Below are 24,483 nucleotides of genomic sequence, written 5' to 3'. Positions count from 1 at the left end.
TTCGCCTCATTAAAAAGTAATTTCAATAATTTATTGTCACTATGGTTGAAACGAATGTATGTCCCAGATTGGCGTACTCACCCTCGACCCGCAGACCCTTCTTGAGTTTTCCGCCAATATCTTGGGCGACAACGAGTGACAACCTGTTGTGGCGACTATCGACGTCGACAATCGAAACGGCTGAGAAGCTGAAGTAGCGGCGGACGTAGGGATAGGCAGCCTTAAAGAAGCTCTCTTTCATGGAAAAGGCGATAACGGCGTGATCTTCACAGGCAATACCTGCATGCACCAGAACGTCGCGCTCTGCGCCAGTTGCGAAGTGCCTCAAGCCGAGTGATGCATCCCGGCAAGCGGTACGACGTTCAAGGTCAATACCTACGCCTTCAACGCCCCTAGGATTATCTTTTCTTAGGGCAATCGCCATGGCCGTTTCATCGCAATGGGTAATCGAACCGATCAGGCCCGCTGGCCAGATCGGGCTGCGATCCTCTCCGGTCGGCACAACTTTCGAAGCTGCTAGGTGTTCGAGAGCCCGCGCTGCGCATATGCGCCCCGCCAGAAATTCCGCACGCCGCTTTCTGACCGCTCCCGAAAGCGAAGCGTCAAATTCTATGCCGTGGAGGGTATAGAGCTTTTGATCAAACTGTGACACTGAAAAACTGCACAGATGGGCTGCTAGGCCGAGCGAGGGCCAGGAATGGACATCGAAGCGCGCAAAGTCACCAATGTCACCAGGGCCATCTTGCGCCGGGCGATCTTCCAACAACGCGGTATTCATTCAAGGCTCAGCGATCGCGCCAGTGCGCCATCGAAGCTGGCGCTGCGCAAGGGGCCTTCGATGTGCTGCCGCATCCGAACCAGTGTCTGTTTGACCTGCTGCCTCACGCTGAGATTGGCAAGAGTCACGGGCCTGGCGCTTGCATCGTAGTGCAGCCGGAATTCAACGGCCAGTGTGCCTTGGGACATCTGCTCGACCCGAAATCTTCCGCGGACATCCGTCATGCGAACGGCATCAGGTCGCAGCGGAAAGGCCGGGATGTCTTCAAAGGTTAGGATGATGACCCCGGGAGCCTCCTTCGATGCGAAAAAGCGCATGAGCCCATCGCGATCATCGAAGCCGGTCGGTGCCGAGTAGCGCATGTAAATCGTCCGGTCGATGGGCGCGCGCACGCTGATTTCCTTGACCGCCGCGAGATTGTCGATCCAACCAGGCAAGCCGTCGACGTCGGAAAACAGTTTTGCCGGAGCCGCCAAGGTGCCATTCATCAACACCCTGCCCGTCACCGTCGCATAGCGATCGCCGTTTTGCGTGGCGCTGAAGACTCGGATCTCTTTGCCATAGACCTGCTGATCGGAGCCCAGCAGGTCTTCCGCCTGCGCATTAACACACGCCGAGAACAGCGCGACAAGGAAAACGAGGACACGCATGCGACTGTCTCCTTTAATTCGCCATACCGGAAACCGGTGGCTTGCGGCGCATGGCGTGTGCCATGTCTGCTGACATGTGCTTGACCAGCGCCAGGGCCATCGATGATGTGCCCGACGAATCACGCCCTTGCGCAAGCTTGGACAACTGACGCGCATGCCAGGCTACCTCGCCCTGGACATGCAAGACCCGGTACGCCTTGAAGCGCATTAGGCGGCGATGCAGCGCGCCACCGGCTTGCAGCGGTCCGTGTAAATCAGCCGGGATGTCCTCGCCCCTTAGCAGCTTGTGGGCCAGATCTGGGCTGGCGCAAAACGGACGCGCGAGGCCGACTAGGTCGATGCCGCCCTGAGCGAGTACGAACTCTATGGTCGCCCGAGAGCGGAAACCGCCGGTCACCAATAGAGGCATCGCTTTGCCAGCGCCTTTGAGCGCCTGCGCAATTTCCAGCGCATAGTCCGTGAAATACCCTGCCTTTACTGTGCCCTCGGCGACATGCGGATCCTCCGCAGTGTTGGGATCGCCCCGATCGCCCAGGAGGCGCAGATGTTCAAAACTGCCGCCGGATATCTCCAGCAAGTCAATGCCGGCATCAGCGAGCCACAGCGCGCATTGGGCACTGTCTTCCAGATCAAAACCACCGCGTCGAAAATCGGCGGCGTTGAGCTTGACCGCGATCGGAAAATCCGCCCCCACTTCATGGCGAATGCGCGCCACTACGCAGAGCAGAAGCCTGGCACGATTGGCCAGGCTGCCGCCCCACTTGTCTTCGCGCCGGTTGACCTGGGGTGACAGAAACTGGCTGATCAGATAGCCATGGGCGGCGTTGATCTGTACGCCGGTGAAACCGGCCTGCTGCGCCAGCGATGCAGACTTGCCGAAGCGCTTGATGACATCCTCAATGTCCTCTTCGGTCATCGCACGGGGCTTGGCGAAATTGCCGAGCAGATTAAGCTGGACAGCTGACGGCGCTAGCGGCTCCTTGGAGACCAGTTTCGGACATTGCCGTCCGGGATGGGAAATTTGCATCCACAGATGCGTCTGCCCCAGGGTTCCGGCAGCTGACCACGCCTGAAGCGCGAGCATCCCGCTCTCGTCCTCCAGCACAACGTTTCCCGGGCGCTCCAGATATCGCCGATCCACCATGACATTGCCGGTGATCAGGAGGCTCGCGCCGCCGCGTGCCCATTTTTCATAGAGCTGGCTATGGCCGGGCGTCGCGTGATCGTGGCGATCAGCTATGCCTTCCGACATGGCGGCCTTGACGATACGGTTCTTGAGCCGAGCGCCGCAAGGCAATTCCAATGTATTGGTCAAATTCATTCTGTCCTCAATTTTCTGACAACTGTGTTTCAATTTCGGCGGGCAAGCCCTCGTTCGAGTGTGCAGGCCAGAGCACTTTTTTCGACTGCACGGTTTCCGTTCGCAGCACGGCAGGCGCGAGACTGACACGGCCCTCGCTACCATCGACTGTGATCGCTTTGCCTGATGCGATGAGTGAAGTCGCCCCGCGCACGCCGAGCACGGCAGGAATACCGTACTCGCGAGCCATGATCGCGCCGTGAGAGAGCATGCCGCCGGATTCGGTCACAAGCGCCGCGATCCGGCCGAAAGCCGGAGTCCAGGCCGGATTGGTCGAATGGGTCACGAGGATGTGGCCGTTGCCCACGGTATTGAGCTCCGAGGGCTCATGCGCGATGCTGGCGATGGAAGTCACGATGCCCTTGCTCACGCCGTATCCCGACCAGCCAGACAGAGCGTTAAAACCATTCGCCGGCTCAGTGTCTTCATTAATATCGTGCGGAATGTCCATCGCTTCAAAGCGCGTAAAGAGTGCTCGTTGCCGTGCGACATAGCCCTTCATATCCGCCGCGCTGTCGACGGAGTTCGGGATCTTCTGCAGCTCTAGGAAAAAGATGTCGTCCTCGTCGGTGAGTACTCCGACTTCCACCAGCCGTTTGCCCATATGGATGACAGTACGGCGAATGACATAGACCAGCTTTCCGAAATGGAACTGGTCGTTCTCGCGAGCGGGAATGTAGTCGCACATCTTGCGATAAATAAAATTGAAAGCCGGACGCAGAACGAAGCCGAGCGGCCCCTTGAAGCGAGCAAGCGTTGCGGCATAGGCTTGTTCGCGCTCCTTCGCTTTTTTCAGGACGCGCTCTTTCGGATCCTCGTCCTCCCCTTTCATCACAGCGGCGATGTGCTGCCAGACCAGTTCGGGTTCATCACGCCATTGCTTGTCATGAAATTCCTGATGCACGAGCTTGTTGCCGAAACGCTCGATGAACCGGTCAAAACGCGCAGTGACCTCCGGGCCTTCCGGATCGACGCTGAGCGCCCGCTTGAAGGCCGCGTGCGAACCGCTGCTCAAAGCGTCGGCGAGATACGGCTTTTCCAGGATGAGGTGGGAGATACGATGGAGCGCGGCATCACTATCGAAGGTGATGTTGTCGGCAAACCCAGCGCTCAATTGGCAGAACGCATTGAAGGCTTCCTTTTCAGTCGCATGGACGCGGCCAAGAAGCATGCGCAGGATCTTCTGGCAAAAGTCTGCGCAGCGCACATTGATCATGTGGACGACCCAGTAGCGCTCGAAAGTCTTGAGCAGCGGCTCAAGCGACCGGCGCAGCTCGGGCAACGTTTGCACCGCCAGCTCCGTCTCGGAAGGGATCACCAACGGATCAAGCTCTTCGCGCTGGAAGACTTGCCAATCCTTGAAGCCCCGGGAAATCATCCGCAGCACCCCGACCGCAATTAGCGGTAGGCGCGGGTTGAAACCAATGTTCTCGCGCTTTCCGAGCACGGCTTCCATCTGTGTATTGTCGACCTTCACGCCTTTGAGCGCATGGGCAACAAGGGATTTGTTGAGATAAGGGCGCCCGTAAAACACTCGGATCAGCGGACCTAAGGACGATCTGTCGTCCGGGATTCCGATGCGGCTAAAGGTGGCGGCGACGCCCTTCTCCAATGCAGGGTAGAGCGTCGAGATCGTGAATGGCGTATTCGTCTTGTAGAACCGCTCGGACATGTTTTCCCGCGTCCATGAGCCCGTGATGACTGGCGATGTGAAGAGCGTGCTATCGATGTCGGCCAGCGTGGTGATGTCCCGGCTTTGAACGATGTAGAGGTTCTCGCCGTCAAAGGCCCATTCGATATCCTGCGGCTTGCCAGCCCAGGCCTCGATCTGCCGGGCTTCACGGGTCAGCTTCTCGATGTCCGCCGCGCTCAGGCTGGGCGCATCGCGCAAACTTTCCGACACGGGCCGGTCGACGAGCGCTTCGCCTTCATATTGAAGTTCGCTCACCTTGTGCGCGATCTCCTGCATGATGACTGCCCCGCTCACTTTATCGACGACGACGGAATCCGGCGTGATGTCTCCCGAAACAAGCGCCTCGCCGAGTCCGTAGTTGGCTTCAATACGCAGCCGTTCGCGGTTCTGGCTCATCGGGTCCACGGTAAAGAGGACGCCTGCAACACGCGGGCGGATCATGGTCTGCACGACGACCGCCATCTTGAGATCGTGGCGTTTGAGGCCATGATCTTTCAAATGCTGGCGCAGCGTTTCGTTGCAAAGCGACGCCCAGCACGCCTTGAGCGCACGTCGCACCGCATCGTCTCCGATAATGCCGAGCTTCGTGTCGAACTGGCCCGCAAAGGAGAATTGCGCGGAATCCTCCACGATCGCCGAGGAGCGAACAGCCAGCGGCTCTGCCGGGTCGAGCGCGGCTACGGCACTGGTCAGCTCTTGCGACAAGGCTTCGGGCCAGGCGATAGCTTCCCATGCCGTGCGGACGGCGTCATGCTTCACCTGCCCTGCGAACCAGCCGTCGATCGCAGCGCTGAGCGACGGATTTGCGGCGACCATGTCGTCGAACGCCGAGACAGTCACGCAAAAGCCGGGCGGCACGCGAAAGCCGTTGCGCCACAAACGGCAAAGATTGAGTCCCTTGCCGCCGATCTCGCGCGCGGACTGGTTCAGGTAAGTATCGAATGGAAGAATGTGCGACATCATTGTGGCGTCCAGCTGCCGAAGAGAGTGAAGAGCGCCATTGCAACCATGGTGGTCAGCAGTAGCGTTTCGAGAATACGATCGGGAATACGACTGACCGCGTGCGTCGACAGATAGACGCCAAGCCCGCAGCCGATGGAAAGAAACGCCGCGTAGCCGAGCTCGATCTGCTCGTTGACGGCATAAAAAGCGGTGCCCACCACGGAAATGCAAAGCGCGGCCAAATAGGCCGAGCCGATGCTGAACCGCATGGGTTGCTGTAAGAGCATGCGCGACAACGCGGCAATGGGTGTGGATCCACCCAAACCGAAAGCGCCGCAAAAGAATCCGACGACCGCGCCCATGGTCCCGCCAGCCATCTCATGAAAGGCAGGCTCGATCAGTGGCGCTGGGGCGGCGATCCCGGCCGGCGGGGACTGTCTGGTGCGCCTTGCCAGTCGTACCAGCCCGATGGCCGGGATGATCAGCACGACCACACCCAGAAGCGGGGCAAGGACCCGATCCGGCACGCGCTGCGAAAAAAGCGCGCCCAAAAGACAGCCTGCCGCCCCGGCGATCCCGGTCACCAGTGCGTAATCCATGACGACGTTCTTGCGCCGCCAGTGGCCGACAAACGCAAAAAGGCTGATAAGGCAGGACACAAACATCGCCGTGCCGATGGCTGTCGCCAGGGGTAGATGCGCGACATTTAGCAGAATCAGCACGAACAGCGGCCCGCCGACATTGCCGACGATACCCAGCGCGTAACCCGCTGCAACGAGCGCGAGGAACGCTGGCAAATTCGACAGCAGATCAGGCAGCATTTGCATATCAAACTCTCTTTTCGCGCGCCATCATCACCGTCCGCTCCGCTCGAACCTCGGGATGAGAGCAATCGAGGGCGCGCGCGCCGATATGGGCCAGACAGGCGCTGCAAAATTTGCATTGAGTAACAGGTTCCTTCTTGCGAATGTGCCTGACCAAATACGGATCCGCTATCATCGCGCGGGCAATCGAAACTGCATCGCATTGCCCGTTGTCGATCGCCTTTGCCATGGCGTCCGCTTCGCTGAATCCGCCTACGCAGATCACCGGAATTTTCAGCGCGCGCTTAAATTGCTCCGCATAGGCAAGATTGAATCCTTGGCTGTGCGGCCACACGCGATTGCACACGGCTACCAGAATGCTCTTCGAGAGGCGCATGCTGCGCTGTTTTCCGCGCGGATATTCCTGCCCAACCCCCTCATTGAGCAGCGTGTCGAAAAATTGGTTGAAATTGCCGCGAATGGTCGGAAAGCCGGATTCGTAGTGGCCAACGCTGATCTCTACCGCATCCACTCCGTGATCCTGCAGTACCTGAGCAATCTTCACCAGCTCTGGTGTCTTGAGTCCCTTGCGCAGCGGTAGCGCATCATCGCCATTGAGCTTGATCAGGATCGGATAGCTTGCACCGACCCGCTCCCGCACCGCCCGCAAGATATCGAGCAGGATACGCAGCCGATTGTTAAAGCTGCCACCATACGCATCGGTGCGACGATTGGTATATGGAGTAAGAAACTGGCTCAGCAGATACCCCTGCGAGGCATGGACCTGTACGGCGTCAAAGCCTGCGCGCTTGCAGCGTTCCGCGGCGCGGGCAAAGCCGTCGACGAAGCTGCGGATTTCATCGATGCGCATTTCCCTCGGCTGGATCCCGGAAGACTTGCAGGAGACTGCCGATGCCGAAACAGGATCGTCATTGGTCCCAGGCTGAAACACCTGCCGCCCGGCGTGGGACAGCTGCGCACAGATCTTCGATCCGTGCCGATGGGCGATATCGGCTATTCGCTTCATCCCGGGGATCTTGTCGTCATGGTCTGCCCCGGGCATCCGTTTGTAGACCCGACCCGAGCGCTGGGTGTAGAAATTGCCGGTGATGATCAACGGCGTTCCCGCCTCTGCATAAGGTTCGTAAAACGCCACCAGCTCGTCCGTGACAAAGCCGTCCTCAGTGCTCATGGTCTCGGTGGTCGCGGTCTTGATGATGCGACCGTTGATGCTCATCCCGCCGATCTTGAGCGGATCAAAAAGCACGTTTCTTTTCGTTGATTCAGACATCACACTGTCACTTAAATGAGTTTGGTGCCGGTTTTGATCAGCCGGAAGAAGTAGTAGAGGAACAAGGCACAAAAGGCCATGTCCCCGACCACGACGATGAGCGCATTCGCATTGGCGAGCCCCGTCATATAGAACTTCAGCATCTGGATCGCGAATCCCACTTTGCCGATGCCGCCGACAATAACAATGCCGGTATGCCGCAACGGATTGAACGCCACGATCAGGTAGCCAATGAAATAGGTCAGGGTCGTTCCGGTCGCACCCTTGAACACCGACAGCAGAAGAGGATCGTCCGCGCTGCGGTCAAACAAGAGCATGAAGGTGTGGCCCGTATTGAAATAGCCGAGCACACCGCCACACAAATTCCAGATCGCCGCTGCGATAAAAATGATGCGGAAAAACCGGATCTCATTGTTAGTCATTGCTTTCACCTTTCACGCTGGAACCAATGCGCCGGACGAAAAATCCGCGATCGCTTGCGCCGTCTGCTTGTGGCTCATGATGGACCAGTGATCGCCCTCGATTTCCTGAAGGCTGAGTTCGCCTGCCGTCAGGTGTGTCGACCAGCCTTCCTCATAGTCGTCAAACTCGGTGTCGGACGCCTTCAGTAGGAGGGCGTTTTCGACAGCGATGGGCCCCGGCTGAAAGACCGCCGCGTTAAAGAGATTTGTCACCGCCACCATGTTGCGCGCGTCACGTTCCTCCACCGAGCTCGCGGCCGGATAGCCGAGGATGGTATGGAGCTTGTCCTTGAGCCCTTCGGGTGTCGTGTCGCGGAAGCCGAAACGCGCGCCGAACTTTTGCAAAGCAGAGTGGAGATACGAATCTCCGTAAAGCTGGGCTGGACTGTCAATATCGTTTTTCTCGAGGAACTGTGCGAAATCGGCATGGACTCGCGGCGCCTGGGCATCGATCGCCACAAAGCCGGCGATCCGCTCGCCGCGCTCGACAAGCGCATTCACCACCTGCGCCGCGACATTGACACCAAAGGACCAGCCGCCAATCAGATAGGGGCCACTCGGTTGTACTGCCATGATCTCTGCCACGTAGTGCTCGACCATGCTCTCGATCGAAGTCATGACTGGCGAGTCGGCCGAGGTCGTATGGAGGCCGTACAAGCGCATACCTTGATGACCGGCTTCGGCCAAGGCCGAATGGATGGCTGAAGCCAGCGGATAGAACGTCGCCAGATTGCCGCCCACTCCGTGAATCAGGAAGATCCGCTTGCCATCCTCGTCCGGCTCCGCGCTTCGGGTAGAACCGTTGAATTCCACGAGGCCGGTCGCAGCCGCTGGTTTCCCAGTGGAAGAGGAGACGTGCTCTGCCAGCTCTCGAATAGTCGGGAATTGGTAGAAGTCATCAATGGAAATCTTCACGCATGAGAGCTGGTAAAACCGCTGCAACATGCTGATCGCCAGCAGCGAATGTCCGCCTGCGTCGAGAAAGTCATCATCAATGCCGATGTTCTGCACGCCGAGAAAATTTGACCACAATTCGGCCAACTGTTTCTGCAGCGCTGTTTCCGGCGCCGCGAAGGCGTCGCTACGGGCTGAGGACGTTACCGCAAGCTCCGCCAGAGCGCGCATGTCGACCTTGCCGTTCGGGGACATGGGGATCTGATCGACCATGATGACCACATCCGGCGTCATGAAGGCAGGAAGCCTTTGGCGAATGTAGGTCTTGACGCCTTCCGCGCTCAGAGTTCCTGCGGCCTGAACATAAGCGACGATGCGCTTGTCGTCGGCCTGCTTTTCAAGACCGACAGCCACGCCCGCAACGTCGGGATGTACGCTGATTGTGCTTTGGATCGCGCTCAATTCGATCCGGTATCCGCGCACCTTCACCTGGTTGTCGGCGCGACCGAAGAACTCAAGTTCCCCTTGCTCTGTCCAGCAAACCTGATCGCCCGTCTTGTAGAGGGTTTGCACGCCCGTAATGTGAGCGGACTTCAGGAATGCAGCGCTAGTCGTCTCGGCCAGATTGAGATACCCGCGCCCGACGCCAACGCCGGACAGATAGAGATTGCCGATGGTGCCGATGGATACCGGCATTAACTGATCATCAAGGACATGGGCCTGTGTATTGCGTAGCGGCTTGCCGATGGGGAGGCGGGCACGCTTGGCATGTTCGGCGTTCAGCAACGCGACCGTGGCTGTCACCGCGGTCTCGGTAGGCCCGTAGGTATTGATGACGGGAACTGCTGGATTGGTTTCGACCCACCGGCGGAACTTGCCGATATCGGCTTCTTCGCCGCCGATGCCCACCAGACGCACACCGAGATCCTGGAACGAGACATTGACGATGCGATGCCAGAAGGCGGTTGGGAATTTCAGTACCGTGACGCCGCATTCCGTAACACGTTCTCGCAGAACGTCTACATCGAGCCGCTCGCGATCGCCAATGAGGCTGACGGACGCGCCGCAGCTGAGCGCCGGAAACACCTCTTCGAGGAATGAGTCAAAGTTCATGCTGGCAAATTGCATGACGTTGTCGCTCGATGTCAGCGCGAAATGTTCGACCATGCAGAGCGCGTGATTCACGATATTGCGGTGCTCGATCATGACGCCCTTGGGCTGGCCGGTCGTGCCTGACGTGTAGATCACATAGGCCAGATCATCGGGCTGCGCCGCCTTGGCTGTCTGCCTATCCAGAGCTCGTGATCCGAAGCCAGTCAGCGCCGCGTTCACCTTAGCGTCATCTAGATTGATCAGCGACGCGTCGAGCAAGCCTGCCTGAGCAATTGATCGATCATCGGCGATCAGCACGCGCACACCGCTGTCCTTGACGATGTGAGTGAGCGTCTCCTGCGGGTAGCTCGGCGAAAGCGGGACATAAGCCGCCCCCAGCTTCATGACGCCCAGCATGCTGGCGTACATGTCGAAGGTGCGATCCATGCAGATACCGATGAAATCGCCGCGCACGGAGCCAACGCTCTGCAGATAGAGAGCGACCTGCGTAGCACGTTCATCCAATGCGCGATAGCTCAGCCGCCTCGACCCGTCAATGAGAGCATTGGCTTCGGGGGTTTTGGCTGCCTGCACTTCAACGAGCTGGTGCAGACACAGTGCCGCGCCGCTATTGTCGGGCGTTGCCTGCCAGCTTTCGATGCGCGCGATATCCTCTTTATATGCTCCTCCGCTTGGCGTCGGAAGCGCCCCCTGGCGCACGAGAAAGAGGACGATGCGTTGGAAATACTTGTCGACAAAACGTGCTTCGAGCTGCACCTTCACGGAATCGTCCAGATGTGACTTGAAATTACTGCTGTCGTAGAACGACTCCGCCTTGACCCCACCATCGAACATGCGAATGATCAGACCCAGGTAGGAACGGCAATGCTCGTCCCAGGCATCCCGCGGATGGCTCTTTAGCGCTTCGACGAATTTGTCGATGCTGACCTCGCGCAGCTTATAGCCCATGGTGTCAAGCATCGCGACGATCTTGAGCAAGTTGATCGATTCGTTGGACTGGCTGGTGATGTTGTAGGAGGTGCTGTTTGCCTTGGCCTGAACCGAGGCGATCGCATCGGCCATCAGGTCGACCGGCATGATGTCGTGCAGATAATTACCCTTCGGATAAACACCCAGCGTGAGCAGGATGCGCAGCATGATGTTGAGTCCGTCATTGATCTTTGAGTGGCCCGTCGCGAGCTGCCCGCCAACCCAGACCAGCCGGTAGATGTTGCATTCGAAGCCGTCCTTGCGGGAAAGCTCGCACAGCGCCTCACTGGCATATTTACTGATGTCGTAGCCGTTGTATCTGTTGATGTCGCGCGGGCTGATGACATCGGATTCCAGGAAGACGGCCTTGTCATCCTTCTCGGGAGAGAAGGTGCTGGTGCTGGCATAGTGGAAGGATTTCTTCCGGCCCGACCTGGCCAGGATCAAAAGTCGGCGCGTTCCCTCGACATTGACTTCCTTGATCCCCTCATAAGGCAGCCAATTGTTGACGTGCGAGCCGACGTGATAGATGCTCTGAATGCTGTCTTCGAGCGCCGCGTATTGAGCGGGCTCGAGGCCGAGCCTGTCCTTTCCGAAATCGCCGCGCAGGAGTTTCACACGGCTGCGGTCGATTTTCTGCTCCAGCTTGAAGTAGCTCACTGTGCTGATAAATCTGCGCTCGGCGTCCGTGTTGTCCTTGCCACGAACCAGGCAGGTGAAGTGGTGATCCGTCGCCGCTAGCAGCGATGCCAGGAGATGCACGCCCATGAGCCCGTTGGCGCCCGTAATGAGTGAATTTTTGGTTCCTTCGCGCTCTTCTGCATTCGCCGCCGGTAGCCAGATATCTTCTTCCACGGCAGGAAACTGGTATTCCTCGCTGCGATCCAGATAGCTGGCAATGCTCGGATATCTAAACAGAACCGCGACATCCTCGTCGAGTCGGTTTGCCAGTTCCAGCATCTGGACGGATTGGCCGCCCAGCGCGAAGAAGTTCTGGTTGATGTCGATCTCTATCGGATCGAGGTCCAGCAATTCGCCAAAGATCGCAGCCAACGCGAGCTCTTTCGGCGTGCTGGCGAATCTCGGTTCTTTGGTTGAACTGGCGGAGCAGGAAAGTCTGTCCTGCTGAGTTGCGACCGTAAGTTCCTGATCCACGATGCAGGGCAGTTCGCCTTGCAGGTAGCGTTCGCGGGTGACGGGGCGCTGGATTTTTCCGCTGGTCGTCTTCGGCAAATCGCGCGGACGGATGAAGACCACCCGGCTCACCTTGAGCTGAAACTCTTCGTAGATGCGCGCTGAAATCGCATTACACAGTTCGGGCCATGTCTCTTGTTCCGAAAGCTTCTTGAGCCCCGCGACAACGACAACACTATCAGGATCTTCGTCATCGAGAAGAAATACCGTGGAAGAATTGGGCGCCAGCTCATCGATATGACCCAGGGTCCATTCGATGTCCTCGATATGGATATTGCGGCCGCGTGCAATGAGCATGGCCTTGAGCCTTCCAGTGACGTGGAGCTGGCCATCCATCATGAAGCCGGCATCGCCGGTCCGCAGATAGGCGCCGGTTTCGCCCCGCAGCGAGAAGTTGAAAGTTTCTGCATTCGCCTGGTCAGCGTTGTAATAGCCTGCGCAGATGCTGGGGCCGGCGGCCCAGACCTCGCCGATGCTGCCGTCTTCGAGTACTTCGCAGGTGTCCGGATCGACTATCTTCAGATCATGTTCTGGCACCACGAATCCGCTGGTGGCGTAGCCCTGGCTGCTTTCCGGATTGCGCGCGTCGCTGTAGCGGGTGCCCGACAAGATCAGCGTACTTTCGGCTATGCCGTAGACCGCCATATGCGCACCCGGCCCCAGACCGTGGTCCTTGAACGCGGCATAAAAGTTCTTGACCGTCTGATTGCGAACGGGTTCGGACCCGTTGAACGCGACCACCCAGCTGGAGAGATCAAGACCTTCCCGGTCTTTCGCCTTGATCTTCTCGACGCAGTAGTCATAGGCGAAATTCGGCGCGCCCGAATGTGTCGCCTTGTATTTGGAAATCGCCCGCAGCCACCGAGCCGGGCGCTGGATGAAATGGAGCGGAGACATGAAGATGAGCGGTGCGCCGATGTAAAGCGGCTGCAGTGTCGAACCGACGAGCCCCATGTCATGGAAGATCGGTAACCAGGAGACACCGATGCACTTGTCGTCAAAGGAGAAGGTGTGCTCGATGGCGCGCATGTTGGCCATCAGGTTTGCATGAGTGATCATCACTCCCTTGGGGTTCCCCGTGGAGCCGGACGTGTATTGCAGGAAGGCGATGTCATCCGGACTGATTGTTTCATTTATGAACCAATCGCCCTCGCCGACACGGATATCCGACGTGACCAGTCTCGGAAGCTTGTCCACAGCCTTTACATTTGCATCAGTTCCCTCAGCGCTATAGGCATCAAGGATGTCGTTTCCGTGGGTGTCTGTCAGGACCATCGCAAAGTCACTATCGGCTACGATTCGTTCGATCCGCTTGACCATCTTTGAAGCCACCGGCGGATTGACCAGCGCCGGGATCACTCCTGCTGAAAGGCAACCCAGAAACACTTGGATAAATTCGATGCCCTGCTTGTACATCAGCAAGACACGTCGTCCTTTCAGCGCACGCTTTTGCAGCTGGGCGGCGATCGTGCTTACGCTTGTTTGAAGCTCGGCGTAGGTGATCAGATGCTCGTCATCCTCGCCGTTGCGAAGAAAGATGTAGGCCGTATGCTTTGGCTTGAGTGCTGCATGCTGCCGCAGCCTTCCGATGATCGTGTCTCCAGCGTTGGAGATGGTGACAAAGTTGTCTAAATATTCGATATCAAACGATTCCGGCTTGTGAAGCACTTTTAAATTTATATCTATCATTTTTTTGATTTATCCTGAATCCGCGATCTGAAGTTTTATCTATGTCCTTCGAACTTTTGGGCTGAAGCCGCAAACCGTCAGTGGCAAGTAATTAGGTAGCTAAATTGAGGTGCAGCGCAACAATGCAACTTTTTCGGTGGAATGTTGATACGCCCGCACGACGCACATCGAACCCATTGAGATGTAGTAGCCGCTCCATTGCAACTGGCGACACCGTTATCAATGAATTCGCACCATTTGTAATGGCCGCCTGAATCACCTGCCGAAGCAGCGTTGACGCGGAAGTTGCAGAAGCTTGATGAATCGAAACTCTTTCGGACTTGGCTGGGTCCACCATCGCGAATCTCGATAACTCCCAAATCTTCGGATCACACGGCATTTCATTCCCCGCCCAAAGCTGCGGAAACACTTTCTCCATCAAATACGGACCGGTAGTCGGCAGCAACCTCGCCACGCCATTGACGTTGCCATCTTCGTCTTGCGAACACACATACACCGCATCAGGCCCATCAAACTCATCGAGTTCAATGCCGTTGATGGTGTTCAGCTCCCAACCCAAGCGGTTGATGAATACCTCGCGGCGGTAGTGCCCCATTTGCTCAAAGAGCTGGGGTGGCAGTTGTTGCCTGGTGCCTGTGCTGAATTGCAGCATTTCCTTCATCCCTTGATCTGTGTGTGACCTTGGATTGAATTTTGAGGGGCTGCTTTATGTTTTGTAACTGCTAAAAATAGTAGGTTTTAGTTAATTTTTAACTCACTATGGTGCGGCGTGTTGCAGCGCAGAGATCGCTTTTCTGCTGTGCCTGTTCAGTGCTTGGCAGCATTCACGGCGTTGGCAACGGCGTGTTTCCAATCTTGTGCGTCCACCCAGGTGGCCAGTACGCGAAGGTTGTCTTCCCAGTGCAGTGGGTGGCCTTGTTCGTTCACCAGTTGGATGTTTGTGCGCGGCAGTTCGTCGCGTTGCCACTGGGCCCTGTGTGCGTGTGCTTGTATGCACCAATCCCAACCCAGAGAGATGGGCAAGTGGGTGTCGCCTACCCATTCGGTGTAGCCGCTCAGGGTAGTGGTTGTGCCGCAGCGTTGATGTGGCGGGGTATTGCCGGGTTCGGGGTCAACAGCTGAATGCAGGTGTTTTAGGCGCAGGGATAGCAGCTCTTGCACGCTGGCTTGTACCTGCCCCATGTTTGTGATGTTCATGGCGGCCAGTATGCCCACTGTGGCCTTACGTGGTCGATTAACTCAACCAGCCCATTAGGGCAGCGCGGGCTACGGCGGCGGTTTTGTTTGGTGCATTCAGTTTCTGGATGCTGTTTTTGAGGTGGAAGTCGATCACGCTTTTACTGAGGTTGAGGGTGTCTGCAATGTCTTGCGCCGATTTGCCGTCAGCAGACCATTGCAACACCTCTCGTTCACGCTTAGTCAAAGCGGTACAAGCTGGATTTTCCTGCGCAAATATGGCGCGCGATAAGCTCACATGGGCTACTTGCACCAGCCAACGCATTGATGTTTCTTTGGCTTGCAGCTCGCTGGCTGTGAGAGGCTCGGTGCAGCGGCACAGGGTCAGCAGGCTGCCCGCGCCGCTGCGCTCTAGGCATGACTGCGCCCAGCCGGTTTTGATGCCGTGGTCTTGCGCGTCGGCCCACAGGGCACGGTTGCTGGCAAAGGCGTGGTCGTTCCAGTGAATGGGGGCTTGGCTTTGCCTGCCGTGGGCCACGGTGGGGTCGGTGAGCAGGTAGCCGGCCTGGGCGTAGCGTTGTTGCCAGGCCGTGGGGTAGTTATTGAGCAAGGTGACATTTGGGTTCGTGACTGGATAGGGGTTCTGAAAGCCGAAAGCCACATGCTCAAAGCCCAATTGCTGGGCGGTTTGTTTGATGCGATCAAAAATGGCCTCTGCGGTAGTGGCCGGGATCAGCAGCAAATTTAGCAGGTCTTCTTGCCAAGTGTTCATGACACGCGTCTATGAGTAAGTTGCTGGATGCTTATGAACAGAAAGGGAAAGAGTGTTGTGGGGTGTGGGGTGTGGGGTGCATAGTATTTTTTGGATTAATAAGTTACTTTAGCATGCATATATTTCACGAAAAACGAAAAACGAAAAACGAAAAACGAAAAACGAAAAACGAAAAACGAAAAACGAAAAACGAAAAACGAAAAACGAAAAACGAAAAAAAGCCCCGCAAGGCTTTCACCTTGCGGGGCTTTGTTGTTGGCTGGGTGAGGGCCTGAGCCCTCAGTCCAAACAGCGGGGCCATTACATGCCCATGCCGCCCATACCACCCATGCCGCCCATGTCAGGCATGCCGCCGCCGCCAGCGCCGGACTCGTCCTTCGGGGCTTCGGAGATCATGCACTCTGTTGTGAGCATCAAAGAAGCCACAGACGCTGCGTTTTGCAAAGCAGTGCGTGTCACTTTGGTGGGGTCCAGAATACCCATTTCGATCATGTCGCCGTAGGTGTCGTTGGCTGCGTTGAAGCCAAAGTTGCCCTTGCCAGCCATCACCGCGTTGACCACCACCGAGGGCTCGCCGCCGGCGTTGTACACGATTTCGCGCAGAGGCGCTTCGATGGCTTTCAACACCAGCTTGATGCCGGCGTCTTGGTCAGCGTTGTCGCCTTTGATGACACCAGCAGCCTGACGTGCACGCAGCAAAGCCACGCCGCCACCAGCCACGATACCTTCTTCCACAGCAGCGCGGGTGGCGTGCAGGGCGTCTTCCACGCGGGCTTTCTTTTCTTTCATCTCGACTTCGGTGGCAGCGCCGACCTTGATCACGGCCACACCGCCAGCCAACTTGGCCACGCGCTCTTGCAGCTTCTCGCGGTCGTAGTCAGAAGTGGCTTCTTCGATTTGCACACGCACTTGCTTGACGCGGGCTTCGATGTCGCCAGCAGCGCCAGCGCCGTCGATGATGATGGTGTTTTCCTTGCCCACTTCGATGCGCTTGGCTTGGCCCAGATCGGCCAAAGTCACTTTTTCGAGGGTCAGGCCGACTTCTTCAGCGATCACTTTGCCGCCGGTCAGGATGGCGATGTCTTCCAACATGGCCTTGCGACGGTCACCGAAGCCAGGGGCTTTCACGGCGACAACTTTCAGGATGCCACGGATGGTGTTGACCACCAATGTCGCCAGGGCTTCCACCGCTCAACTTGATTCCCTGTCTGTTGCTCCAACAAAGACAAGCGTTGCCGGTAAACCAGCTAACTGGTAAACTTGCTCGGATGAAAACCACACTTGACTTGCCCGACGAACTGGTTCGCGAAATGAAACTGCGCGCCCTGATGCAGGGGCGAACACTGCGCGATCTGGCCGCTGACTTTCTGCGCCAAGGATTGAGGATGGGTGCGCTTCGGCCGGCGACACCGCCGCCGGGATCGCGGGTTGAAATCGGTGCCGACGGGCTGCCGATCATCCGAGGCAGCGACGATGCCCCATCCAGGGCCATGACCGCTGAAGCCTTGATAGCGCTCGAACAGGACTTGCTCACCCAGGAGGACATGCAGCGTGGCGGGCTCTCTCTTTGACACAAGCGCGTGGCTGGCCGCTACTTTTGAACAGCACCCCTCGCACAGCGTGGCCAGACAGGCGTTGCGCCAAGCGACCGCGTCGCAAGCTGCGGTTTTTTGTCGCGCCACGCAACAAAGCTTTTTACGCCTGCTCTCCACGGCGGCCTTGGCAAAAGCCTATGGGGCTCTTCCGCTGACCAACAGCGATGCGCTGCTCACTCTGGACAACCTGCAAGCCTTACCACAAGTGGCGTGGCAAGACGAGCCACCGGGCGTGTTCGGGCTTTGGCGCAGTCTTGCTGGGTTGAACAGTGCGTCTCCAAAAGTCTGGATGGACGCCTACCTCGCCGCCTTTGCTATTGCCGCCGGATTGCGTCTGACCACACTGGACAAAGACTTCAACAACTATTTGCCGCATGGGCTGGATCTGGACCTTTTGAGCTCATGATCCCAGTAAGCGGTGTGTCGTGAAAAACGGATAAGAAATTCAACCGTATGCAATGAAATTTACGGTTCGATGTATATTTTTAATATTTTTTATTACTTTTAACCGGTACTCTAGCATGCAAATATTTCACAAAGAATAAAAAAGCCCCGCAAGGCTTTCACCATGCGGGGCTTTGAGGGTCATGGACCCCGGGTCAAGCCCGGGGTGACAGACAGGGCGGGGGTTACCCGCCATGTCCTCTAGACCGGCTTGGCACTTACATGCCCATGCCGCCCATACCACCCATGCCGCCCATGTCAGGCATGCCGCCGCCAGCGCCGGACTCGTCCTTCGGGGCTTCGGAAACCATGCACTCGGTTGTGAGCATCAAAGAAGCCACAGAAGCGGCGTTCTGCAAAGCAGTGCGGGTCACTTTTGTAGGATCCAGAATACCCATTTCGATCATGTCGCCGTAGGTGTCGTTGGCAGCGTTGAAGCCGTAGTTGCCCGAACCGGCCAACACAGCGTTCACCACCACCGAGGGCTCGCCGCCGGCGTTGTACACGATCTCGCGCAGAGGCGCTTCGATGGCTTTCAACACCAGCTTGATGCCGGCGTCTTGGTCAGCGTTGTCGCCTTTGATGACGCCAGCAGCCTGACGTGCACGCAGCAAAGCCACGCCGCCGCCAGCCACGATGCCTTCTTCCACAGCAGCGCGTGTAGCGTGCAGGGCGTCTTCCACGCGGGCTTTCTTTTCTTTCATTTCGACTTCGGTGGCAGCGCCAACCTTGATCACGGCCACACCGCCAGCCAACTTGGCCACGCGCTCTTGCAGCTTCTCGCGGTCGTAGTCAGAAGTGGCTTCTTCGATTTGCACGCGCACTTGTTTGACGCGGGCTTCGATGTCGATCGCAGCGCCAGCGCCGTCGATGATGATGGTGTTTTCCTTGCCCACTTCGATGCGCTTGGCTTGGCCCAGATCGGCCAAAGTCACTTTTTCGAGGGTCAGGCCGACTTCTTCAGCGATCACTTTGCCGCCGGTCAGGATGGCGATGTCTTCCAACATGGCTTTGCGACGGTCACCAAAGCCAGGGGCCTTGACGGCGACAACCTTCAAGATGCCACGGATGGTGTTGACCACCAAAGTGGCCAAGGCTTCGCCTTCGACTTCTTCGGCAATGATCAACAAAGGACGGCCAGCTTTGGCAACGGCTTCCAGTGTGGGCAGCAGATCGCGGATGTTGCTGATCTTCTTGTCGAACAACAACACAAAGGGGTTGTCCAGCAAAGCAGCTTGCTTTTCGGGGTTGTTGATGAAGTAAGGCGACAGGTAGCCGCGGTCAAACTGCATGCCTTCAACGATGTCGAGTTCGTTGTCCAAAGACTTGCCGTCTTCGACAGTGATCACGCCTTCTTTGCCCACTTTGTCCATGGCTTTGGCGATGATGTCGCCGATGCTGTGGTCGCTGTTGGCAGAGATCGAGCCGACTTGGGCGATTTCTTTGGTGGTGGTGGTGGCTTTGGTGGCCTTCTTCAGCTCTTCGATCAAAGCAGTGACTGCCTTGTCGATGCCGCGCTTCAGGTCCATCGGGTTCATGCCAGCGGCCACGTACTTCATGCCTTCGCGCACGATGGCTTGAGCCAACACGGTAGCGGTAGTCGTACCGTCACCAGCGTTGTCAGAAGTCTTGGAAGCGACTTCCTTGACCATCTGAGCGCCCATGTTTTGCAGCTTGTCTTTGAGTTCGATTTCCTTGGCCACGGACACACCGTCCTTGGTCACGGTGGGGGCGCCGAAAGAGCGCTCCAGAACCACGTTGCGACCCTTGGGGCCCAGAGTCACTTTGACCGCGTTGGCCAAAATGTTCACGCCTTCAACCATGCGTGCGCGGGCTTCGCCGCCGAAAATTACGTCTTTTGCTGCCATTTTTAAGCTCCTAAATTCAAATTAATCAGTTGAGGACAGAGCGACAGGGCGCTTCGCGCGTCTGTCGGTCTGTCCCGCAAATCACTCGACCACCGCGAACAGGTCTTCTTCTTTCATGACCAGCAACTCGTCGCCGCCGACCTTGACGGTCTGGCCGCTGTACTTGCCGAACAACACGCGGTCGCCGACTTTGACGCTCAAGGCCTTGGTCTCGCCTTTGTCATTGGTTTTGCCAGGGCCGACGGCCAGGACTTCACCTTGATCGGGCTTTTCTGCAGCCGAGTCGGGGATCACGATGCCCGAGGCTGTTTTGGTTTCGCTTTCGATACGCTTGACGATCACGCGATCGCCCAAAGGACGCAGTTTCATGGAATCTCCTGGATTTGAAACAAGGGTTGAAAAACAAAAGCACCAAAGGGGTGCTGCTGAAATCTGAGGCGCAGGGTGCTGTTAGCACTCAACTCCATCGAGTGCTAATGATAAGGGCATTTGGAACCGTTTCAAGACCCAAGCCTTGAAACATGTCCCTGAAACAGATCAATGGTGGGCAGCCGGGTCCTCGTGTGCATGCCGGGTGCACAGCAAATAACCGTAGACCAGGTCGGTGCTGATGTCGCCCTCGAACAGGCTCAGTTGCGCACTGTGGGTCAGTGGGCTGTCTGCGGGCAGGTGGGTGCTGTTGTAGACCACCAGGTGGGTGTTGTGCAGGCGGGCCGAGTCCAGGTGCAGGGGGGCGGTGTGCAGCCAGGGGATGCGGGCATCGATGAAGAGGGCGGTGACTTCTGCATCCAGGTCCATCAGGTCCAGTGGGTGGGTCATCACGGTGATCTGGGGCCACTGCACCAGCGTGTCCAGGGGGGGTGCCGGGTGCGCGCTGTCGTGCAGGATGCAGATGCGCCCCTCTTCGGTGGCGGGCAGCGGGCTGGCTGGGCTCAGGCCTTGTTGGGCGCAATAGTCCTGCAGCGATGTGGACAGGATGCGGCGGTGCCCGCCGTGGGTGACAAAGGCCTTGAACACCCCGTGCTGCACCATGCGCTGGACGGTGCCCACCGACAGGCCCAGCATTTTGGCGGCCTGGCTGGTGCTCACATAGGTTTGGTTGTTTTGCGGTGTTTTCATGGTGCAGGGGCCTCGGGGGTCATTTCAATCGGATGGGAGGGTTGTGACATTTCGATGCTAGGGGGCCATGGCGTCATTGGGGCTCTGGGTGAACCGGTAAAAGGGTGGCCATAAACCGGTAGTGCCGTTCAGCGGCAGCGGCAGGTGCAGCTTGCATCCTCATGGCGGGCTGGTTCAAGGCAAAATCACCCCCTTATGTTGCGCTGGTTCCGTTTTTTTTCGCTTTGGCCTTTGTGGGCTTTGCATGCCTTGGGTGCCTTGGGGGGCTGGGCTGCGTGGCTGTTGTCGGGGTCTTACCGTCGCCGTTTTCTGGACAACGCCCGGCAAGCTGGCCTAGGCTGGCGTGCGGTGCTGGGTGCGGTGGGGCAGGCCGGGCGCATGTCGGCCGAGTTGCCGCGTTTGTGGCTGGGTCGCACGCCGCCTCTGGCTTGGGCCGATGACCGGGCTGCAGCCGAGGCCTATGCCCAAGGCCAAGGCGTGTTGTTCCTGACCCCGCACATGGGCTGCTTTGAGATCACCGCCCAGGCGTTGGCGCTGCGCTTTGGGGCGCAGCACGGCCAGTTGACCGTTTTGTACCGCCCGGCGCGCTTGGCGGCCTTGAATGAGGTGATGGCCTTGGCCCGCAACCGCCCGGGTTTGCAGGCGGTGCCCACCACGCTGGCGGGGGTGCGTCAGATGATCAAGGCCTTGCGGGCGGGCGAGGCCGTGGGTTTGTTGCCCGACCAGGTGCCGCCCGAGGGCATGGGCCAATGGGCCCCTTACTTTGGCAAACCGGCCTACACGATGACACTGGCGGCCCGGCTGGCCTTGCAAACCGGGGCCAAAGTCGTGCTGATTTGGGGCGAGCGCTTGCCCTGGGGGCGCGGCTACCGCTTGCACACCCAGCCGCTGGGCCACGATTTGTCACCCGATCTGGAGACGGCGGTGGTGCAGATCAACCAGGCCATGGAGGCCATGGTGCTGGCTTGCCCGCAGCAGTATTTGTGGGGTTATGCCCGCTACAAAGCCCCACGCAAGGACGCCTGATGCACCCGGTGGTTTTGCTCATGCGCTTGCTGGCGCCCTGGCCTTTGGGGGCCTTGCGCGCTCTGGGCTGGGTCTTGGGCCATGTGCTGTGGGCCTTGGCCCGGTCGCGGCGGCGCATTGTGCAGGTCAATCTGGCCTTGTGCTTTCCGCAAAAAACGCCCCGCCAGCGCGCTCACTTGGCCCGCAGGCACTTTGTGGGTGTGGCGCAGTCGCTGCTCGACCGGTCCTGGCTTTGGCACGGCTCGCCCGCGCAGCTGCGCAGGCGCTTGCAGCTGCAAGGCGATGTGACGCCCTTGCTCGGCCCCGAGCCCGTGGTGATGTTGGCACCGCACTTTGTGGGGCTGGACGCGGGCGGCAGCGCCCTGACCCAGTTGCATGGCGTGCACATGGCCAGCATTTATGTGCGCCAGCGCAATGCGGCCCTCGACGAGTGGGTGCGCCAAGGGCGCAATCGATCGGGTCAGGTCAGCCTGTATTTCCGCCAACAGGGGGTCAAGCAAATCGTGTCGGGCTTACGCCAGGGAGACAAGCTGTATTTGTTGCCGGACATGGATTTCGGGCGCAACGAGTCGGTGTTCGTGCCCTTTTATGGTGTGCAAGCGGCCACGCTGCCATCGCTGTCGCGCTTTGCGCGCTTGGGGCGGGCCCGGGTGATGACGGCGGCCACACGCATGACCGCGCAGGGCTATTGTCTGGAGCTGGGGCCGCTGTGGGCGGATTTTCCGAGCGAAGACGCCTTGGCCGACACCGCCCGCATGAACCGAGAACTGCAGACCCTGATCGACACCATGCCCGAGCAGTACTACTGGGTGCACAAGCGCTTCAAGACCCGGCCCGAGGGCGAGCCGGGTTTTTATGGGGGCGGTTGAGCGGTCTGTGGCTGCAAAAAGCCTGCGATTTCGGTGATGACGCGCTCGGCACGCTCGTGCACCACCCAGTGCGTGGCCTGTTCAATCGGCACCAGCGTCAGATCGGGGATGTGCGCGTCCAGCCCTTCGGTCAGGCAGGGCAGCAAGGCCACATCGTCCTGGGCCCAGAGCACCAGCGTGGGCACATCGATGCTCAGCGTCTCGGGCGGGATCTGCACAGTGCTGGCTCCCGGGTCGTCGGCGGTGGCCGGGCGCAGGGGTGATGCGCGGTAGTAGTTCAGGCCTCCTTGCAAACCGTGCTGCCAGACCTCGCGGTATTGCGCTTTCACGGCAGGTGTGAGCCAGTGCGCCGAGGCTTTGGCGGATTGCGCGGTGAGCGATTGCAGCGAGTGGTCCTGGCCGGTCAAAAAACCGAACAGGCGCTCGAAGTCATGGGCCGCCAGTTGCGCGGCCGCATCGGGCTGCACCAGAAAATTCATGTACGCGCTGGCTGCTTGCTGCGCCGGGTCGTGTTGCAAGGCCCGCAGGAAGGGGCCGGGGTGGGGCGAGTTGACGATGACCAGCTGGCGCAGCCGCTCAGGGTGCTGGTTGGCCAGGCTCCAGGCCACGGCGCCGCCCCAGTCGTGGGCGATGAGTGCGGCCAGTGGTCGGCCGTCTTGGAGCGGGCCGCATTCGCTGTCGATCAAGGCCACGATGTCCTGCACCAGGTGTTTGGCGCGGTAGGCCTTCACGTCTTCGGGGGCGCTGGAGCGTTCGTAGCCGCGCAAATTGGGGGCCACGCAGCGGTAGCCACCGTTTTCGGGCCGGGAAAAATGCAGCAGCAATGGGTCCCAGACCCAGGCCCCTTCAGGAAAGCCGTGCAAAAACAGCAGCACGGGTCGATCCGGCTCGCCGCAGGCGCGGCAGCTCAGGGTGATGCCGTGGGGCAGGGCTTGCTGCCAGGTCTGGATGTCGGGATGCACGGCGGATCACTCCTTGTGGGGCGGTGGGCCGTGGCTGTGTTCAGCGCAGGCTCACTCGTCCAGGGCTTCGGGTTCTTCTTCGGGGGGCTCGGCGGCAGGGGCGGCAGACGCTGCAGACGCTGCACCGCCAGCAGGGTGGGTCCAGTCCCAAAGCAGTTGGGCCACTTCGTCCACCCCCTGCTTTTTCAGGGCCGAAAAGAGTTTCACCTCGCCGCCACCGGCTTGCAGTCGCGCAATCGACAAGGCCTTGGCCTGTTCGGCGCGGGTGAGCTTGTCGGCCTTGGTCAGGATGATCAGGAACTTCAGGCCTTCTTCGACGCGGGGACGGATCACTTCGAGCAGGATGTCATCGAGCTCGGTCAGGCCGTGGCGCGGGTCGCACATCATGACAATGCCCTTGAGGTTTTCGCGGCTGACCAAATAGTTGGCCATGACCTGCTGCCAACGCAGCTTGTCCATCTTGGCCACGGCGGCGTAGCCGTAGCCGGGCAGATCGGCCAGCACCGCGTCGGTGATGCCTTGCTTGCCCAGTGCAAACAGGTTGATGTGCTGGGTGCGGCCGGGCTTTTTGGAGGCAAAGGCCAGCTGTTTTTTTTGCGTCAGGGTGTTGATGCAGGTGGATTTGCCCGCGTTGGAGCGGCCCACAAAAGCGATTTCAGGGGTGTCCATCGCGGGCAAGTGGTGCAGTTGTGCGGCGGTGGTCAAAAAACGGGCGGTGTGCATCCAGCCCATGGGCGTGACGGCGGCAGGGGTGGTTGGCGCTGCGCTGGCCACGGCCGGGCTGGCGCTCGTCGCTTTGGGGGGGCGGGCAGGAA

The 24,483-nt window shown here is 58.7% G+C and carries 21 protein-coding genes and 1 pseudogene; 5 read left to right on the top strand and 17 right to left on the bottom strand.

Features of this window, described 5'->3' with window-relative positions; all coding sequences use genetic code 11:
* Positions 1-22 precede the first annotated feature (22 nt).
* From QZ190_RS07060 to QZ190_RS07010, 11 genes are all read right to left on the bottom strand, one after another.
* On the bottom strand, positions 23-778 hold the full coding sequence (locus tag QZ190_RS07060) for a 4'-phosphopantetheinyl transferase (protein WP_291915071.1): 756 nt from the start codon (positions 776-778) through the stop codon (positions 23-25).
* Positions 775-1,428, bottom strand: a complete 654-nt coding sequence (locus tag QZ190_RS07055; RefSeq protein WP_291915070.1) for a hypothetical protein — start codon at positions 1,426-1,428, stop codon at positions 775-777. Before QZ190_RS07055 ends, QZ190_RS07060 begins: the two co-directional genes overlap by 4 nt.
* Before the next feature lie 13 nt (positions 1,429-1,441).
* A complete protein-coding gene (locus QZ190_RS07050) occupies positions 1,442-2,749 on the bottom strand; it encodes an NADH:flavin oxidoreductase/NADH oxidase family protein (protein ID WP_291915069.1) in 1,308 nt (435 codons plus the stop codon).
* 7 nt (positions 2,750-2,756) lie between these two features.
* A complete protein-coding gene (locus tag QZ190_RS07045; protein ID WP_291915068.1) occupies positions 2,757-5,441 on the bottom strand; it encodes a PEP/pyruvate-binding domain-containing protein in 2,685 nt (894 codons plus the stop codon).
* The gene (locus QZ190_RS07040; protein ID WP_291915067.1) at positions 5,441-6,250 is read right to left on the bottom strand and encodes a sulfite exporter TauE/SafE family protein; all 810 of its coding nucleotides are present in this window, start codon (positions 6,248-6,250) and stop codon (positions 5,441-5,443) included. The genes QZ190_RS07045 and QZ190_RS07040 overlap by 1 nt, the downstream gene beginning before the upstream one ends.
* 1 nt (position 6,251) lies before the next feature.
* Complete coding sequence (locus QZ190_RS07035; RefSeq protein ID WP_291915066.1) at positions 6,252-7,517, bottom strand: NADH:flavin oxidoreductase; 1,266 nt, start codon at positions 7,515-7,517, stop codon at positions 6,252-6,254.
* Between the two features lie 11 nt (positions 7,518-7,528).
* A complete protein-coding gene (locus QZ190_RS07030; RefSeq protein ID WP_291915065.1) occupies positions 7,529-7,939 on the bottom strand; it encodes a hypothetical protein in 411 nt (136 codons plus the stop codon).
* 12 nt (positions 7,940-7,951) lie between these two features.
* The gene (locus QZ190_RS07025; RefSeq protein WP_291915064.1) at positions 7,952-13,816 is read right to left on the bottom strand and encodes an amino acid adenylation domain-containing protein; all 5,865 of its coding nucleotides are present in this window, start codon (positions 13,814-13,816) and stop codon (positions 7,952-7,954) included.
* A 112-nt stretch (positions 13,817-13,928) separates the two neighbouring features.
* Positions 13,929-14,498, bottom strand: a complete 570-nt coding sequence (locus QZ190_RS07020; protein ID WP_291915063.1) for an acyl-homoserine-lactone synthase — start codon at positions 14,496-14,498, stop codon at positions 13,929-13,931.
* A 146-nt stretch (positions 14,499-14,644) separates the two neighbouring features.
* Positions 14,645-15,034 (bottom strand): DUF4902 domain-containing protein, encoded by a 390-nt coding sequence (locus QZ190_RS07015; protein ID WP_291915062.1) that lies wholly within the window; start codon positions 15,032-15,034, stop codon positions 14,645-14,647.
* 37 nt (positions 15,035-15,071) lie between these two features.
* Positions 15,072-15,785: an autoinducer binding domain-containing protein gene (locus QZ190_RS07010; RefSeq protein ID WP_291915061.1), complete on the bottom strand. Its 714-nt coding sequence runs from the start codon at positions 15,783-15,785 to the stop codon at positions 15,072-15,074.
* Between the two features lie 11 nt (positions 15,786-15,796).
* Between QZ190_RS07010 and QZ190_RS07005 the strand changes: the two genes are divergently transcribed.
* On the top strand, positions 15,797-16,060 hold the full coding sequence (locus QZ190_RS07005) for a hypothetical protein (RefSeq protein ID WP_291915060.1): 264 nt from the start codon (positions 15,797-15,799) through the stop codon (positions 16,058-16,060).
* Positions 16,061-16,085: 25 nt separating this feature from the next.
* On the opposite strand, the pseudogene groEL reads toward QZ190_RS07005, so the two are convergent.
* Positions 16,086-17,057: pseudogene (gene groEL / locus QZ190_RS07000) on the bottom strand (chaperonin GroEL); the annotation flags it as partial.
* Between groEL and QZ190_RS06995 the strand changes: the two are divergent.
* Positions 17,054-17,356 (top strand): hypothetical protein, encoded by a 303-nt coding sequence (locus QZ190_RS06995; RefSeq protein ID WP_291915059.1) that lies wholly within the window; start codon positions 17,054-17,056, stop codon positions 17,354-17,356. The pseudogene groEL and the gene QZ190_RS06995 overlap by 4 nt on opposite strands.
* Positions 17,337-17,786: a TA system VapC family ribonuclease toxin gene (locus QZ190_RS06990; RefSeq protein WP_053171322.1), complete on the top strand. Its 450-nt coding sequence runs from the start codon at positions 17,337-17,339 to the stop codon at positions 17,784-17,786. The genes QZ190_RS06995 and QZ190_RS06990 overlap by 20 nt, the downstream gene beginning before the upstream one ends.
* A 256-nt stretch (positions 17,787-18,042) precedes the next feature.
* On the opposite strand, the gene groL is transcribed toward QZ190_RS06990, so the two are convergent.
* The 3 genes from groL to QZ190_RS06975 form a co-directional block, all read right to left on the bottom strand.
* Positions 18,043-19,692, bottom strand: a complete 1,650-nt coding sequence (gene groL / locus QZ190_RS06985; protein ID WP_291915058.1) for a chaperonin GroEL — start codon at positions 19,690-19,692, stop codon at positions 18,043-18,045.
* An 81-nt stretch (positions 19,693-19,773) separates the two neighbouring features.
* Positions 19,774-20,061, bottom strand: coding sequence for a co-chaperone GroES (gene groES, locus QZ190_RS06980; RefSeq protein ID WP_019426307.1), 288 nt, complete (start codon positions 20,059-20,061; stop codon positions 19,774-19,776).
* Positions 20,062-20,229: 168 nt separating this feature from the next.
* Positions 20,230-20,811 (bottom strand): helix-turn-helix domain-containing protein, encoded by a 582-nt coding sequence (locus tag QZ190_RS06975; protein WP_291915057.1) that lies wholly within the window; start codon positions 20,809-20,811, stop codon positions 20,230-20,232.
* Positions 20,812-21,006: 195 nt separating this feature from the next.
* Between QZ190_RS06975 and QZ190_RS06970 the strand changes: the two genes are divergently transcribed.
* Both QZ190_RS06970 and QZ190_RS06965 read left to right on the top strand, forming a co-directional pair.
* Positions 21,007-21,837: a lysophospholipid acyltransferase family protein gene (locus QZ190_RS06970; RefSeq protein WP_291915056.1), complete on the top strand. Its 831-nt coding sequence runs from the start codon at positions 21,007-21,009 to the stop codon at positions 21,835-21,837.
* Complete coding sequence (locus tag QZ190_RS06965; protein WP_291915055.1) at positions 21,837-22,706, top strand: lipid A biosynthesis acyltransferase; 870 nt, start codon at positions 21,837-21,839, stop codon at positions 22,704-22,706. The genes QZ190_RS06970 and QZ190_RS06965 overlap by 1 nt, the downstream gene beginning before the upstream one ends.
* On the opposite strand, the gene QZ190_RS06960 is transcribed toward QZ190_RS06965, so the two are convergent.
* Positions 22,691-23,668, bottom strand: coding sequence for an alpha/beta hydrolase (locus QZ190_RS06960; RefSeq protein ID WP_291915054.1), 978 nt, complete (start codon positions 23,666-23,668; stop codon positions 22,691-22,693). The two genes, QZ190_RS06965 and QZ190_RS06960, sit on opposite strands and share 16 nt — an antisense overlap.
* A gap of 51 nt (positions 23,669-23,719) precedes the next feature.
* Positions 23,720-24,400, bottom strand: coding sequence for a ribosome biogenesis GTP-binding protein YihA/YsxC (gene yihA / locus QZ190_RS06955; protein WP_291915084.1), 681 nt, complete (start codon positions 24,398-24,400; stop codon positions 23,720-23,722).
* Positions 24,401-24,483: the final 83 nt, after the last annotated feature.

The organism is Limnohabitans sp. (assembly GCF_017848645.1).
GTDB lineage: Bacteria > Pseudomonadota > Gammaproteobacteria > Burkholderiales > Burkholderiaceae_C > Limnohabitans_A.
Note: the sequence above shows the minus strand (reverse complement) of the source record. Positions and strands in the feature narration are given on the sequence as shown.